The following is a 14,068-nucleotide window of genomic DNA, read 5'->3' on the forward strand; positions in this document are numbered from 1 at the left end:
GCTCCCACAGGGGTTTCGGTACTCCTGTGGGAGCGGGCTTGCCCGCGATGAGGCCAGAGCAGGCGCCGAAGACTAGAAGGACGGCGCTTGTTGCCGACGCTTCCACTGATTCAGGCGCTGTTGCAAATTCAACGGGCTATGAATCTGCTGCTGCCGTGCGCGGCTGAACAGGATCAGCGCCAGTTCAGCGGTGGCCAGGGCGTCGGCACTGGCGTTGTGACGTTCGAAGACTTCGAGCTTGAACCAGTCGATCCAGTCGTCCAGCCCTGCCTCGCGAAAGTGCGCCTGGGGGCATAGCAGCGGTGCAATGTCCGCCACGTCCAGAAACGGATGCTGCAACTTGAAACCCAGATGATCTTTCAGCGCACGGCCGAGCATGTGCTGGTCAAACGGCGCGTGGAAGGCCAGTACCGGACTGTCACCGAGGTACTCCATCAGGTCGACCAGCGCTTCTGCGGGATCGCTGCCCGCCGCAATGGCGCTGGGGCCAATGCCGTGGATCAGCACACTGGGGCCGAGTTTTACTTGCGGATATTGCAAGGTGCGTTCGAACTGCTGACGAAAGTCGATAGCCCCGTCCTCGATCGCTACCGCGCCAATCGACAACACATGGTCCTTGTTCAGGTTCAGCCCGGTGGTTTCCAGATCGAGCACCACCCAGCGCTGTTCACGCAGGCTGCATTCGCCCAGGGCGGCAGCGGCCGGCAAGCGTTCCAGGCGATGTTGCAGGTCGGCGGGCAGGGTCGGGCTCGGCGGGCGCAGCCAGGAAAACAGGCTCATAACTGATACCGCAAGGTCAGGCTGCTCTGCAGGCGTTGGGCCTGACGCAGGGACTCACGCAGGATGCGCCGGTCCAGGTGATTGAGGCTGTCGGGATCGACCCGGTTCGAGTAGGGAAAATTCTCCCGGGTCTGTAATTGATGTTGCTGCATGCGGGTTTGCTGGATGAAGTGATAGGCCTCTTCATACGCGGCGCCGTCCAGGGGTTCGATGACCTCTTTGGCGACCAATTGGCGAAAACGCTCCAGCGTGTTATTGGCCTCGATGCCATGGGCCAGGGCCAACAGCCGGGCGCCGTCGACAAATGGGGTCAGCCCCTGAATTTTCAAATCCAGGGTGGCCTTCTCGCCATTTTTGCGCGTCAGCACGAACTCGCGCAAACGCCCTACGGGCGGGCGATTGCGCAGCGCATTCTCGGCCATCATGCGCTGGAACAAACGATTGTCGCCGACCTGATCGAGAATGCCCCGACGCAACTGCTCGCAGCCTTGCTCGCTACCCCAGACCACGCGCAAATCGAAATAGATGCTCGAACCCAGCAGATTCTCCGGGGTGGCCTCGCGGATGAACGCCGCAAAGCGCCGCGCCCATTCGGCCCGGGACAGGCACAGCTCGGGGTTGCCGGCCATGATATTGCCCTTGCACAAGGTGAAGCCGCACAGCGCCAGGCTCTGGTTGATCTGCTGGGCGATGGGCAACAGCTTGCCGCGAATCTCGGCGGCATGGGCCGCATCCCTGGCTTCGAACAGAATACCGTTGTCCTGATCGGTGTGCAGGGTCTGCTCGCGACGGCCTTCACTGCCGAAGCACAGCCAACTGAATGGCACGCCGGGATCACCTTTTTCGGCGAGGGTCAGTTCGATCACCCGGCACACGGTGTGATCGTTGAGCAGGGTAATGATGTGGGTGATCTGCGTCGAAGACGCGCCATGGGCCAGCATGCGCTCGACCAGTTGACCGATTTCGCCCCGCAGCGCCACCAGGTTTTCCACCTTCTGCGCGTTGCGGATGGTGCGCGCCAGGTGCACCAGGTCGACCCGTTGCAGGGAAAACAGATCGCGCTCGGAAACCACGCCGCACAAGCGTTGGTCCTTGACCAGGCAGACATGGGCGATGTGACGCTCGGTCATGGCTATCGCCGCGTCGAATGCACTGTGATCCGGCGACAGGAAAAACGGCGCCCGGGTCATGTGCCCTTCGATGGCTTCATTGAAATCACTGCTGCCGTTGGCCACGGTCTGACGCAGGTCGCGCAGGGTGAAAATCCCCAGGGGCGCCTTGAGTTCATCGACCACCACGATGCTGCCGACCTGTTGTTCGTGCATCAACGTCACGGCTTCGCGCAAGGGTGTCTGCGGGGCGCATGACACCGGGTGGCGCATGGCCAATTCACCCAGTCGGGTATTGAGCGAATATTGGGTGCCGAGGGTTTCCACGGCTTTTTGCTGCACTTGCTGGTTGACCTGATCCAGCAGGCTGCTGACGCAGCGCAGGGCGAAGTTGCGGAAGGTGTCCGATAGCGAAAACAGGCGGATGAACGCCGGCTTGTTCAGTTGCAGGCAAAAGGTGTCTTCGCCGGCCAGATGCTCGGTACGGGTCGCCCGTTCACCCAGCAACGCCGCGAGGGGAAAACATTCGCCGGTAGTGATCTCGAAGACTGTTTCGGTGCCACCTTTTGCCGTATCCGGACGCTCGCCCACGACCCGGCCTTGCTTGACGATATAGAAGTGCTCGACCGGGCCGTCGGCGGGTTTGATGATGCTCTCGCCGGGAGCGTAAAAACGCAGCTGACATTGCTCGACCAGATACGCCAGGTGAGCGTGTTCCATCTGGTTGAAGGGCGGGAAGCGCTGCAGGAATTGCAACGTGCCCTGGATGTTCTGCAACACCGCGGTTTTCCCTGCCTGTGTGAAGGCGTCCGCTTTACTCATAACCATTACCGCAGTCTTTTTTGAATTGTTGTAGTCGGATGACCGGACCATGGTCGGCCCCTGTGGCCGGGGTGCCCATTGGACGTAAGTCTAGGTAGGTAATCTGCGTGAGGGAATGTCGGAAAACTCTTACGCAATTGAGAGAGAAATCTCTCTATCTTGGTATTGGAAAAGTATCCGACGAAGTGCACATTGATGGTCTGCTTAGCGATGTCTCACCACTGTGCTAGGGAATTGTATTGAACATGTAGAGAAAGCCATGTCCGACCACGATATTTTGAGCGATGCCGAGCGCGAAGCGCTGAGTGCCGTCATGCTGGAACCTGACCTGCCACTGCAACGGGTGTTGATCGTCGACGACGATAAAGACGCCCGGGAACTGCTGTCAGAGATCCTTGCGTTGGAGGGGATTCGCAGCAGGACAGCAGCCAGTGGCGAAGCGGCACTCAATATCCTGGTGGCTGAGGCAGAAATCAAAAAGCTCTCGATCGGATTACTGATCACCGACCTGCGGATGGGCCATGTAGATGGGTTGGATCTGATTCGTCAGGTACGCGAGTCGGTACGGGCGGCATTGCCGATCATCATAGTGTCGGGTGACGCCGACGTGAAAGATGCCATTGCTGCGATGCATTTGAATGTGGTGGACTTTCTGCTCAAGCCGATCGATGCCAGTCATTTGCTGGCACTGGTAAAGCGCGAATTGGGTATTAAATAACTGATCTCCTGTAATTGTTAATTACAGGTTCGATTTGTTTTTGTGGGTTTAACTTGTAATTAAGTTTGTCTAATTGATCTGCGAAAAAACTACTCACAAATAGCTTGTTTTTTCTATCCGCAACTCAGCTATCGTTCAGTTCCTGAAACCAATTTAGGCATTTGTTTGATGTCGAGCTTGGTTTAATAAAGTCTGTTATAGCACTCTCCAGGTTGTCAGTTTGGCTCTCCGATTTTAGCGGCATGAGTATGTCGATGGTTATTGTGTGTTCAGGCTTCGGCTAGTTCCTGCAGACAAAATACTGGCAAGGGTCAGGGCATTGCTCTTCCTGGATTGTGTGGATGTATAACGCAATGAGAACGATATGAAAAAAAGAATGGAGTTTCGCGATCTTGTGCTTGTTATCGGTGTGACAGTCATGTGGGGAAGCAATTTTACGGTAATTGATATCAGTCTTGACGGTATTGATCCGTTCATATTGACAGCATTGCGCTTTACTTTCTGTGCATTACCACTAGTGTTCTTCATCCCGAAACCGAAGGGTGTAAGTACTTTTGTAACTATAGTCTACGGTTTTTTGTTTGGTGTCGGAATGTGCTGGCTGATGAACTATGGCATGTTTCTTGGCGTCGGTGCCGGAGTGACATCCTTGCTCTTGCAATTCAGTGCCTTTTTTACGGTTATCTGGGGCGTACTGCTGTTTGGCGAGAAAATGACGGTAATACAAGTGGCCGGCATTCTCATGGCGCTGGTGGGACTGATGTTCATTATTCATGTAACGCATGGTGATGCCGAAAGCTTTGGGCTCTTCCTCGTACTGCTCGGCGCATTGTTCTGGAGTCTCTGCAATGTGCTGGTCAAGAGAAGCAAAGTGGTTGATATATTTTCCTTTGTCGTTTGGTCGAGTCTGTATGCAACACCTCCTCTATATCTGATGACTTACTGGGTCAAGGGGGCAGTCCCCTTCCAAACGTTGCTAACGGACATAACGGCTCCGGTGCTGCTATCTGTTCTGTTCCAAGCCTATGTGGCGACGGTATTCGGATATTGGGTGTGGAACCGAATGATTGAGAAGTATCCGGCGAGTCAGGTTGCACCGTTGTCAGTGATTGTTCCGATATCGGGTATTTTGACTTCGTGGTATGTACTCGACGACCCCATTGGTGGTGAAAAACTGTTTGCTCTCATCATCACGGTCCTTGGAATTGCCTTGTTCATGAATGCATCGAGAATAGGCCAGCACATCGCTGCCAATGCGTTGCGCTACAGGAGATAGCCCTGCATTTGCAGGAAGCAGAAACAAAAATCCCCCGGTTTTTCAACCGGGGGATTGCTGTGGAGTGAGCTGGATTACAACCCGTTCTTAGCTTTGAACTCGCGACGACGACGATGCAGGACCGGCTCGGTGTAGCCGTTCGGCTGTTTGGTGCCTTCGACCACCAGTTCGACCGCCGCCTGGAAGGCGATGTTGCTGTCGAAGTTCGGGGCCAGCGGACGGTACAGCGCGTCGCCGGCGTTCTGCCGGTCAACCACCGGCGCCATGCGCTTGAGGCTTTCCATGACCTGCTCTTCGGTGACGATGCCATGGCGCAACCAGTTGGCGATGTGCTGGCTGGAAATACGCAGCGTGGCACGGTCTTCCATCAGGCCGACGTCATTGATGTCCGGCACTTTCGAACAACCGACGCCCTGGTCGATCCAGCGCACCACGTAACCGAGGATGCCCTGGCTATTGTTGTCCAGTTCGTTCTTGATCTGTTCGGCGGTCCACTGCGGGTTCACCGCCAGCGGGATGGTCAGGATGTCGTCTACCGATGCATGGGCACGTTTGGCCAGTTCGGCCTGACGGGCGAACACGTCAACCTTGTGGTAGTGCAGCGCGTGCAGTGCAGCGGCGGTCGGCGAAGGTACCCAGGCGGTGTTGGCACCGGCCAGCGGGTGAGCGATTTTCTGTTCGAGCATCGCTGCCATCAGGTCCGGCATGGCCCACATGCCTTTACCGATCTGCGCGCGACCTTGCAGGCCGGTGCTCAGACCAATATCGACGTTGGAGTTCTCGTAGGCGCCGATCCATTTCTCCGCCTTCATGTCCGCCTTGCGCACCATCGGGCCGGCTTCCATGGAGGTGTGGATTTCATCGCCGGTGCGGTCGAGGAAACCGGTGTTGATGAACACCACACGCTCGCTCGCCGCCTTGATACAGGCCTTGAGGTTGATCGTGGTACGACGCTCCTCGTCCATGATCCCGACTTTCAGGGTGTTGCGTGGCAGGCCCAGCACGTCTTCGATGCGACCGAACAACTCGTTGGTGAACGCGGCTTCTTCAGGGCCGTGCATCTTCGGCTTCACGATATAGACCGAGCCGGTGCGGCTGTTCTTGCGCGAGCTGTTGCCGTTGAGGTTGTGGATCGCCGACAGGCAGGTCACCAGGCCATCGAGAATGCCTTCCGGCACTTCGTTGCCATCTTTGTCGAGGATCGCGTCGATGGTCATCAGGTGACCGACGTTGCGCACGAATAGCAACGAACGACCGTGCAGGCTCAGTTCACTGCCATCGACCGCGGTGTAGGTGCGGTCGGCGTTCATGGTGCGGGTAAAGGTCTGACCACCCTTGGCGACGTCTTCTGACAGATCGCCCTTCATCAGGCCGAGCCAGTTGCGGTAGATCACCACTTTGTCATCGGCATCGACAGCAGCGACGGAGTCTTCGCAGTCCATGATGGTGGTCAGTGCCGCTTCCATCAGGATGTCTTTGACGCCGGCCGCGTCGGTCTGGCCGACCGGGGTGCTGGCGTCGACCTGGATTTCGAAATGCAGGCCGTTGTTTTTCAGCAGGATCGCGGTCGGTGCAGCGGCATTGCCCTGGAAGCCGATCAGCTGAGCGTCGTTGCGCAGGCCGGTGTTGCTGCCGCCTTTAAGGGCGACCACCAGTTTGCCGTTGACAATCTTGTATCCGGTGGAGTCGACGTGGGAGCCGGCCGCCAAAGGCGCCGATTCGTCGAGGAAGGCACGGGCGAAGGCGATGACCTTGTCACCGCGCACCTTGTTGTAGCCTTTGCCTTTTTCCGCACCGTTGGCTTCGCTGATGGCGTCGGTGCCGTAGAGCGCGTCGTACAGCGAGCCCCAGCGGGCGTTCGAGGCGTTGAGGGCAAAGCGGGCGTTCATCACCGGCACCACGAGCTGCGGGCCGGCCATGCGGGCGATTTCGTCATCGACGTTTTGCGTCGTTGCCTGGAAATCGGCCGCTTCTGGCAGCAGATAACCGATGTCTTGCAGGAAGGCTTTATAGGCCACGGCGTCGTGCGCCTGACCGGCACGCTGTTGGTGCCAGCCATCGATACGAGCCTGGAAATCATCGCGTTTGGCGAGTAGGGCTTTGTTCTTCGGGGCCAGGTCATGGATGACCTTGTCGGCACCGGCCCAGAACTTATCGGCGGTGAGGCCGGTACCGGGAATGGCTTCGTTGTTCACGAAGTCGAACAGGACTTTGGCGACCTGCAGGCCACCGACTTGAACGTGTTCAGTCATTGCTTGCCTCACTCTGCTCAGCTATTTCGCTTTTCAGCTCTTCAATTTAACAATGAAGCCTTTGGCCATTTAAACCACAAACCCCTCTGCCAGTACATGCCCATGACGGGCGGCTGGGTTGGGACCAATCAACGGCTTGGGGCCTTGCTGACAGGGCTTTCGGGGTTGCGAACGGGCCGGCGGCAGACATCGATCCAACGTTATGTAGTGCGCGCTGCGGCATACTACATGATGAATTGCGGATGTGAAAATTAGACTAATCACGTCGTTCTGCGACCCCATGACGCATTGCGGTCACGGCGCGGAACAGGATGTTCTCAAAAAACCAGTGGATTGTTCCAGCTAAATATCAAAAGTTGTACACGATTTTATGAGTGGCACTAGATCGGTGGTGTACCGGATCGCCGGCAAGCCGGCTCCTACAGGGCCTGCGCGCATCTTGTAGGAGCTGGCTTGCCAGCGATGGCGCCAGACGATTCAGCGCAGCATCAGCCCTTGCCTATACTTGGTTCTCTGTAACAAAAATCATGACCAGAGGGCTGCGCCATGGACCATCTCGTACTCACCGTTTTTGCCCCGGACAAGCCCGGGCAAGTCGAGCGCATTGCCCAATGCATTGCCGAGCACGGCGGCAACTGGCTGGAAAGCCGCATGTCGCGCATGGCCGGACAATTCGCCGGCATTCTGCGGGTGGGGGTGCCGGCCGAGGCCTATGACGAATTGGTCGATGCCCTGCAAGGCTTGTCCACCCAGGGCATTCGCGTACTGATCGCCGAAAGCAGCATCGAACAATCCTGCACCTGGAAGCCGATCGCGATGGAGCTGGTGGGCAATGATCGCCCGGGGATCGTGCGTGACATCACACGCTTGTTGAACGAGCAGGGGGTGAGTCTGGAACGGTTGGTTACCGAAGTGCGCCCGGCACCGATGAGCAGCGAGCCGTTGTTCCATGCCGAAGCGATTCTTGCCGTTCCGCTGACGCTGTCGCTGGACGTCCTGCAATCGCGCCTGGAAACCCTGGCCGACGATCTGATGGTCGAACTGGTGCTGCGCAGTGAGCCCTGATCAGGTTATCCAAGTTAAACGTGCACCGGCCTGTGGATAACCTGTAGAGACACCTCGCCAGGCCACGCCCACCGGGGTTCTTCAGGATCTGATCAAAAAACCAGCAGTTTCAGCCACTTGCGCACAATCGGCGGGGATCACGCTGTGGATAACCTTGGGAAGGAATGATGCAGGCCACGGAACTCGTGGCCTGTAGAGGTTTGTATGTTTTTTGATCAGCTGCGGCGACGCAAACTGAGCCACGCATCCACGCTGTAAGCCGCGAGACCGGCCCAGATGAACATGAACGCTACCAGGGTGCTGGACGACAGGTGCTCGCCAAACAGCAGAACCGCTTGCAGCAGCACCAATGTCGGCGCCAGGTACTGGAGAAAGCCCAGTGTCGTGTAGGGCAAATGCCGCGCAGCCGCGTTGAAGCAGACCAGCGGCACCAGCGTGACCGGCCCGGCCGCCACCAGCCACCAGGCTTCTGACGTGGTCCAGAACTCGGCCTGAGCGCTGTGGGCGGTCGGGTTGAACAGCAACCAGGCAATGGCGATCGGTACCAGCATCCAGGTTTCCACCACCAGCCCCGGCAGTGCCTTGACCGGTGCTTGCTTGCGAATCAGCCCGTAGAAACCGAAGGTCAGTGCCAGCACCAGCGACACCCACGGCAGGCTGCCGACTTGCCACACCTGTTGCGCCACACCTACAGCCGCCAGACCGACGGCAATCCACTGCATGCGCCGCAGCCGTTCGCCAAGGATCAGCATGCCCAGCAACACGTTCACCAAGGGGTTGATGTAGTAACCGAGGCTGGCCTCCAGCATGCGGCCGTTGTTCACCGACCAGACGTAGGTCAGCCAGTTGGCCGCGATCAGCGCGCCGCTCAGGGCCAGGATCGCCAGGCGTCGCGGGTTTTCCCGCAGCTCGCGCCACCAGCCGGGATGCTTCCACACCATCAGCAGCAAGGCGCCGAACAGCGCCGACCACAACACCCGGTGGATGATGATTTCCACGGCGGGCACGCTGGCAATAGCTTTGAAGTAGAGGGGGAAAAGTCCCCAGATGATGTAGGCACTCAGGCCCAGAATGTACCCGCGACGCGGGTTGGCGGCTTGCATGCAGAATCCTTGCTTAGGCAGCTAACAAAGAGAGGATTGTAAGGAGATTTGTCTGCGAATGTCCTGCCTGAATAGGTAGGTCATTTGTGAACACAGTACCTGTGGGAGCGGGCTTGCTCGCGAAGGCGGCGTGTCATTCAACATTGTTGCCGACTGACACGCCGCCTTCGCGAGCAAGCCCGCTCCCACATGGGGTCTGTGTTTGTCAGAAGAGTTTCAGTGGCTCTTCATTGAGCGCGGCCAACTGCTCACGCAGTGCCAACACCTGATCACCCCAGTAACGCTCGGTGCCGAACCACGGAAAGCTGCGGGGGAACGCCGGATCGTCCCAGCGACGGGCGAGCCACGCGCTGTAGTGCAACAGACGCAGGGCGCGCAAGGGTTCGATCAGCGCCAGTTCACGCGGGTCGAAGTCGTGGAATTCGTTGTAGCCATCCATCAATTCCGACAACTGGCTCAGGCAATCCTGGCGATCACCGGCGAGCATCATCCAGATGTCCTGTACCGCCGGGCCCATGCGGCAGTCGTCGAGGTCGACGATATGGAACATCTCGTCACGGCACATCATGTTGCCGGGGTGGCAGTCACCGTGCATGCGGATGTTCTGGTGCGGCGTGTTGTTGTAGGCATCTTCCACACGCTTGAGCAGATCGCGGGCCACCGACTCGTAGGCCGGCAGCAGGCTGCGGGGGATGAAGTTGCCGTCGAGCAATGTGGCCAGCGAGTCATGGCCGAAGTTTTTCACCGCCAGCGCTTCACGGTGCTCGAACGGCCGGGTCGAGCCGACCGCGTGCAGGCGTCCGAGCAACTGGCCCAGGCGATACAGTTGATCGAGGTTGCCCGGCTCCGGTGCGCGGCCGCCGCGGCGGGGGAACAGGGTGAAGCGGAAACCGTTGTGTTCGTGCAGGGTTTCACCGTTGTGGATCAACGGCGCCACGACCGGCACCTCGCAGTCGGCGAGTTCGGCGGTGAACTGGTGTTCTTCCAGAATCGCTTCGTTCGACCAGCGTTGTGGCCGGTAGAATTTGGCGATCAGTGGCTCGGCGTCTTCGATACCGACCTGATAGACGCGGTTCTCGTAGCTGTTGAGCGCCAGGATGCGCGCGTCGCTGAGAAAGCCGATGCTTTCGACGGCATCGAGCACGAGGTCTGGCGTAAGGGTTTCAAACGGGTGGGCCATGCTGACTCCTGCGCGCAGCAGGCTGCTGCGTCCGGCCAGGCATGTTAGCGCAGACGGCAGGGCTTTAGGGGGTGGGCTTGAGATGTGCGGTGTTTGGGCTGACGCCTTCGCGGGCAAGCCCGCTCCCACAGGTCATGCGCCCAATTTGAAATTGCGCAAATCCTGTGGGAGCGGGCTTGCCCGCGAAGAGGCCGGATCAGGCGCCGACGATCCCGCCATCTTCCCGGCTGATCGCCATCACCGAAGAGCGCGGCTTGCCGTTTGGCAAATGCTCGGGGAAGGTCGAACCACCGTTTTCACCCGGGTGCTGGATCCCGACAAACAGGGTTTTCTGGTCCGGCGAGAAGCTGATCCCGGTCACCTCGCAGCCCACCGGCCCGACCATGAAGCGGCGAATCTCGCCGGTCGCCGGATCAGCGCAGAGCATCTGGTTATTGCCCATGCCGGCAAAGTCACCGGCGTTGCTCACATCGCCGTCGGTCAGGATCCACAAGCGTCCGGCCTTGTCGAAGCCCAAACCGTCCGGGCTGTTGAACATGTTCTGCGGCGTAATGTTCGACGAGCCGGCCTTTGGCGTCCCGGCATGTGCGGCCGGGTTGCCGGCCACTACAAACAGGTCCCAGGCAAAGGTGTGTGAGGCGTGATCGTCGCGCTCGGTGCGCCAGCGCAGGATCTGGCCGTAGACGTTTTTCTCCCGCGGGTTCGGTCCGCCCACCGGTTGCCCGTCTTCGCCGCGCTTGGCGTTGTTGGTCAAGGTGCAGTAGACCTGGCCGTCCTTGGGGCTGACCACGATCCATTCCGGGCGGTCCATGCGCGTGGCTATCACCACACTGGCGGCGAGACGGGCGTGGATCAGCACTTCGGCCTGATCGGCAAAACCGCTGCTGGCGTCGATACCGTTTTTGCCGTGGGTCAGTTCGATCCATTCACCCTGGCCTTTCGGGTGATCGGCGTTGCCGTCCCCTGCATCGAAACGCGCCACATAGAGGGTGCCCTGATCGAGAATGTCGCGGTTGGCCTTGGGGTTCTTGTGGTCGATCTTGTCGCGGCTGACGAATTTGTAGATGAACTCGCCGCGCTCATCGTCGCCCATGTACACCACGGCATGGCCATCGCCGGTTTCGGCCAGGGCGGCGTTTTCGTGTTTGAAGCGGCCGAGGGCGGTGCGTTTGACCGGCGTCGACTGCGGATCGAACGGGTCGATCTCCACCACCCAGCCGTGACGGTTGAGTTCGTTGGGGTTCTTGGCCAGGTCGAAGCGCTCGTCGTGTTGGTGCCAGTTGATCTCTTTGCTGGTCACCACCGCGCCATAGCGTTTTTGCGCCGGGTCGAATTTCTGTTCGGCGTTGCTGCTGCCGAAGCAGTCGGTGAAGTTCTCTTCACAGGTCAGATAGGTGCCCCACGGCGTCTTGCCGTTGGCGCAGTTCTGGAACGTGCCGAGGACGTTCTTGCCGTGAGGGTCGGCGCTGGTTTTCAACAGTGCGTGACCGGCGGCCGGGCCGCTCAGGGTGATCGGCGCATTGCCGTGAATTCGGCGGTTGTAACGCGAGCCCTGGACGAATTGCCATTGGCCGTTCTTGCGCTGCACTTCAATCACCGACACACCTTCACAGGCCAGCGCCTTGCGTACGTCTTGTGCCGATTGCGGCATGCCGCCGTGGGCGTAGAGGTAACGGTAGTTGGTGTATTCGTTGTTGATCGCCATCAGCGCGCGGTCTTTTTCGCCCGGAAACTCGAACAGGCTCATGCCATCGTTGTTGTCGCCGAACTGGGCTTCCTGATGCTCGGCGCTGCCGTTGCCGCTCGGGTCGAACGCCGGGCCGTCCTTGTGCAGGGGCTGGCCCCAACTGATCAGCACCGAGGACTTGTAGCCCGGTGGCAGGGTGATGGAGTCGCTGGTGGCGGCGGCGATGCTGTCAAAACCCAGCAACTGGCTGTTACCGGCATTGACGCTGGCGGCCATCACACTGCGGCTCAGCAGGTTGCCGCCGAGGAACATCGCCGCGCCGCACAGGGCACCTGCGCTGATGAAGCTGCGACGACTGAGGCCGACCATGGTTTCGAGGTCGGTGGACTGGTTTTCTTCTAATAGGCTCATTTCAGGCTCCCTGCGGTTTTGCAGACACCTTAATGATGAGTAATGAACCTTTTGTTGCAGTTTGCTTAAAGCGGCGTACCCAGCAGAACCCTCGATGGTGAAAACTCCACGCGCACGGGTTTGCCGCAGGTCAGCCCCAATGCCTGCAGGTGCGTTGGTTCGTCCAGCGCGCACAGGATCAGGCCGTTAGGCAGGGTGATGCGCACCTCGCTGGGGCCGTCGTCGGCGTCGAGAATTTTCTCGATGGTGCCTTTCAGGCAATTGTTTCCCGGCGTTTCGGCTGAATCGATCTCCAGCACATCGAGCCAGCCGGCCTTGATCAAGGCCACGACTTCGGTGCCGATTTGCAGTTCCAGACGCTCGGTGCTGTCGTGGGTGATTTGCGCATCGACGATCAAGCCTTCGGCGACTTCGAGACGAATCAGGTCGTTGCGTCCCTGGGACTCGATCGCCATCACCTTGCCGTGTAACTGATTGCGCGCGCTGGTGCGCAGCATCAAGCGCCCGAGCAGGTCGAGGTCGCTGGCATCTTCAGCGGCTTCCAGCACCTGGGCCTGCAAGGCTTGGAGCTTCTGGTACAGCCGCAGCACCCGCTCGCCTTCTTTGGAGAGGCGGGCACCGCCGCCGCCCTTGCCGCCGACAATCCGTTCCACCAACGGCTTCTGCGCCAGGTTGTTCAGCTCATCGATGGCATCCCAGGCAGCCTTGTAGCTCAGGCCCGCGCTTTTTGCCGCACGGGTGATCGAGCCTTGCTCGGCGATGTGCTGCAGCAGGGCGATGCGCTGCGGACGGCGGACAATGTGCTGGGACAACAAGGTGGGCAAAGACATGGCAAGTCGCTTTGGGTGGTGGCGATGGGGAGGACGTTGGCGGCTTGGGACGCGCGAGTCAAGTCAGGGTGTCTCGCCGGGTTTGGGCGTGCGGGCCAGGCAATAGACGTCGACCCGCGCTGCACCGGCGTCGATCAACAGCCAGGCCAGGGCCTGGGCCGTGGCACCGGTGGTAAGGACGTCGTCGATCAGGGCCAGGTGGCGGCCCTTGACGGCGGCACCAGGTATCAGGCTGAAAGCGTTGCGCAAATTCTTGCGGCGCGCCTGGGCATTCAAGGCCTGTTGGGCATCGGTGTCCTGGGTTCGCAGCAGCAACCGTTCGTCGCATGGAATGTCCAGAGCATCACTCAACCAGTGGGCCAGCATCGCCGCCTGGTTGAACCCGCGCTGGCGCAGGCGCCGGTTGGCCAGTGGTACCGGAATCAGCGCATGGGGTCGCTGCAGATCGTCTTCGAAGCGATGTTGCAGGTATTGAGCGAGAAGTTCTGCGAGCAAGCGGCCAAACGGCCACTTTGCGTTGTGTTTGAAGCGGGTGATCAGGCTGTCAACCGGAAAGCTGTAGGTCCAGGGGGCAATCACGTGTTCGAAGGCCGGAGGCTGCTTCAGGCAATGGCCGCAGGTCAGGCCCGCGGCCAGGAGCGGAAGGGCGCAGGTACGGCAGTGATCGCCCAGCCAGGGCAACTCGGTTTCGCAGGCCGTGCAGACAGGGGCGATGCCATCGGCGGGTTCATCGCACAAAAGACATGTCTGTTTGTTTTTTGACCAGATGTAAACCAGTCCTTTGTTCTGTGGTTGACAGCGCATCGCTCTTCCTTAAATATGCCGAAACATCTGT

At 59.3% G+C, this 14,068-nt stretch carries 11 protein-coding genes; 3 read left to right on the forward strand and 8 right to left on the reverse strand.

Annotated elements, in window-relative coordinates; translation table 11 throughout:
• Positions 1 to 72 precede the first annotated feature (72 nt).
• Positions 73 to 780 (reverse strand): 3'-5' exonuclease, encoded by a 708-nt coding sequence (locus AB7M25_RS02885; protein ID WP_429386598.1) that lies wholly within the window; start codon positions 778 to 780, stop codon positions 73 to 75.
• Positions 777 to 2,717, reverse strand: a complete 1,941-nt coding sequence (locus AB7M25_RS02890; RefSeq protein WP_116582284.1) for a putative nucleotidyltransferase substrate binding domain-containing protein — start codon at positions 2,715 to 2,717, stop codon at positions 777 to 779. The genes AB7M25_RS02885 and AB7M25_RS02890 overlap by 4 nt, the downstream gene beginning before the upstream one ends.
• 253 nt (positions 2,718 to 2,970) lie before the next feature.
• On the opposite strand from AB7M25_RS02890, the gene AB7M25_RS02895 reads away from it, so the two are divergent.
• Positions 2,971 to 3,429, forward strand: a complete 459-nt coding sequence (locus AB7M25_RS02895) for a response regulator (protein ID WP_218481244.1) — start codon at positions 2,971 to 2,973, stop codon at positions 3,427 to 3,429.
• Between the two features lie 364 nt (positions 3,430 to 3,793).
• Positions 3,794 to 4,705 carry an EamA family transporter gene (locus tag AB7M25_RS02900; RefSeq protein ID WP_429560391.1) on the forward strand — a complete coding sequence of 304 codons (912 nt, stop codon included), beginning with the start codon at positions 3,794 to 3,796 and terminating at the stop codon, positions 4,703 to 4,705.
• Positions 4,706 to 4,779: 74 nt separating this feature from the next.
• On the opposite strand, the gene AB7M25_RS02905 is transcribed toward AB7M25_RS02900, so the two are convergent.
• Positions 4,780 to 6,957 (reverse strand): malate synthase G, encoded by a 2,178-nt coding sequence (locus AB7M25_RS02905; protein WP_429386602.1) that lies wholly within the window; start codon positions 6,955 to 6,957, stop codon positions 4,780 to 4,782.
• A gap of 546 nt (positions 6,958 to 7,503) precedes the next feature.
• Here AB7M25_RS02905 and AB7M25_RS02910 point away from each other — a divergent pair.
• On the forward strand, positions 7,504 to 8,022 hold the full coding sequence (locus tag AB7M25_RS02910; protein WP_102700735.1) for a glycine cleavage system protein R: 519 nt from the start codon (positions 7,504 to 7,506) through the stop codon (positions 8,020 to 8,022).
• Between the two features lie 215 nt (positions 8,023 to 8,237).
• Here the strand turns inward: AB7M25_RS02910 and rarD are convergent, their stop codons facing one another.
• From rarD to AB7M25_RS02935, 5 genes are all read right to left on the reverse strand, one after another.
• The gene (gene rarD / locus AB7M25_RS02915; RefSeq protein WP_429386604.1) at positions 8,238 to 9,125 is read right to left on the reverse strand and encodes an EamA family transporter RarD; all 888 of its coding nucleotides are present in this window, start codon (positions 9,123 to 9,125) and stop codon (positions 8,238 to 8,240) included.
• A 205-nt stretch (positions 9,126 to 9,330) separates the two neighbouring features.
• Positions 9,331 to 10,305, reverse strand: coding sequence for a serine/threonine protein kinase (locus AB7M25_RS02920; RefSeq protein ID WP_454236960.1), 975 nt, complete (start codon positions 10,303 to 10,305; stop codon positions 9,331 to 9,333).
• Between the two features lie 196 nt (positions 10,306 to 10,501).
• Positions 10,502 to 12,403: a PhoX family protein gene (locus AB7M25_RS02925; protein WP_454236961.1), complete on the reverse strand. Its 1,902-nt coding sequence runs from the start codon at positions 12,401 to 12,403 to the stop codon at positions 10,502 to 10,504.
• Positions 12,404 to 12,468: 65 nt separating this feature from the next.
• Complete coding sequence (locus AB7M25_RS02930; protein WP_429517776.1) at positions 12,469 to 13,233, reverse strand: TOBE domain-containing protein; 765 nt, start codon at positions 13,231 to 13,233, stop codon at positions 12,469 to 12,471.
• Positions 13,234 to 13,296: 63 nt separating this feature from the next.
• Positions 13,297 to 14,037, reverse strand: coding sequence for a ComF family protein (locus AB7M25_RS02935; protein WP_429560394.1), 741 nt, complete (start codon positions 14,035 to 14,037; stop codon positions 13,297 to 13,299).
• Between the last annotated feature and the right edge of the window lie 31 nt (positions 14,038 to 14,068).

This window comes from Pseudomonas sp. AP3_22 TE3818 (genome assembly GCF_053628995.1).

Coding starts and splice junctions, on each gene's coding strand:
- AB7M25_RS02910 (WP_102700735.1), top strand. CDS start 7,504: ATGGACCATCTCGTACTCACCGTTTTTGCCCCGGACAAGCCCGGGCAA.
- rarD (WP_429386604.1), bottom strand. CDS start 9,125: ATGCAAGCCGCCAACCCGCGTCGCGGGTACATTCTGGGCCTGAGTGCC.
- AB7M25_RS02920 (WP_454236960.1), bottom strand. CDS start 10,305: ATGGCCCACCCGTTTGAAACCCTTACGCCAGACCTCGTGCTCGATGCC.
- AB7M25_RS02885 (WP_429386598.1), bottom strand. CDS start 780: ATGAGCCTGTTTTCCTGGCTGCGCCCGCCGAGCCCGACCCTGCCCGCC.
- AB7M25_RS02900 (WP_429560391.1), top strand. CDS start 3,794: ATGAAAAAAAGAATGGAGTTTCGCGATCTTGTGCTTGTTATCGGTGTG.
- AB7M25_RS02890 (WP_116582284.1), bottom strand. CDS start 2,717: ATGGTTATGAGTAAAGCGGACGCCTTCACACAGGCAGGGAAAACCGCG.
- AB7M25_RS02935 (WP_429560394.1), bottom strand. CDS start 14,037: ATGCGCTGTCAACCACAGAACAAAGGACTGGTTTACATCTGGTCAAAA.
- AB7M25_RS02925 (WP_454236961.1), bottom strand. CDS start 12,403: ATGAGCCTATTAGAAGAAAACCAGTCCACCGACCTCGAAACCATGGTC.
- AB7M25_RS02895 (WP_218481244.1), top strand. CDS start 2,971: ATGTCCGACCACGATATTTTGAGCGATGCCGAGCGCGAAGCGCTGAGT.
- AB7M25_RS02930 (WP_429517776.1), bottom strand. CDS start 13,233: ATGTCTTTGCCCACCTTGTTGTCCCAGCACATTGTCCGCCGTCCGCAG.
- AB7M25_RS02905 (WP_429386602.1), bottom strand. CDS start 6,957: ATGACTGAACACGTTCAAGTCGGTGGCCTGCAGGTCGCCAAAGTCCTG.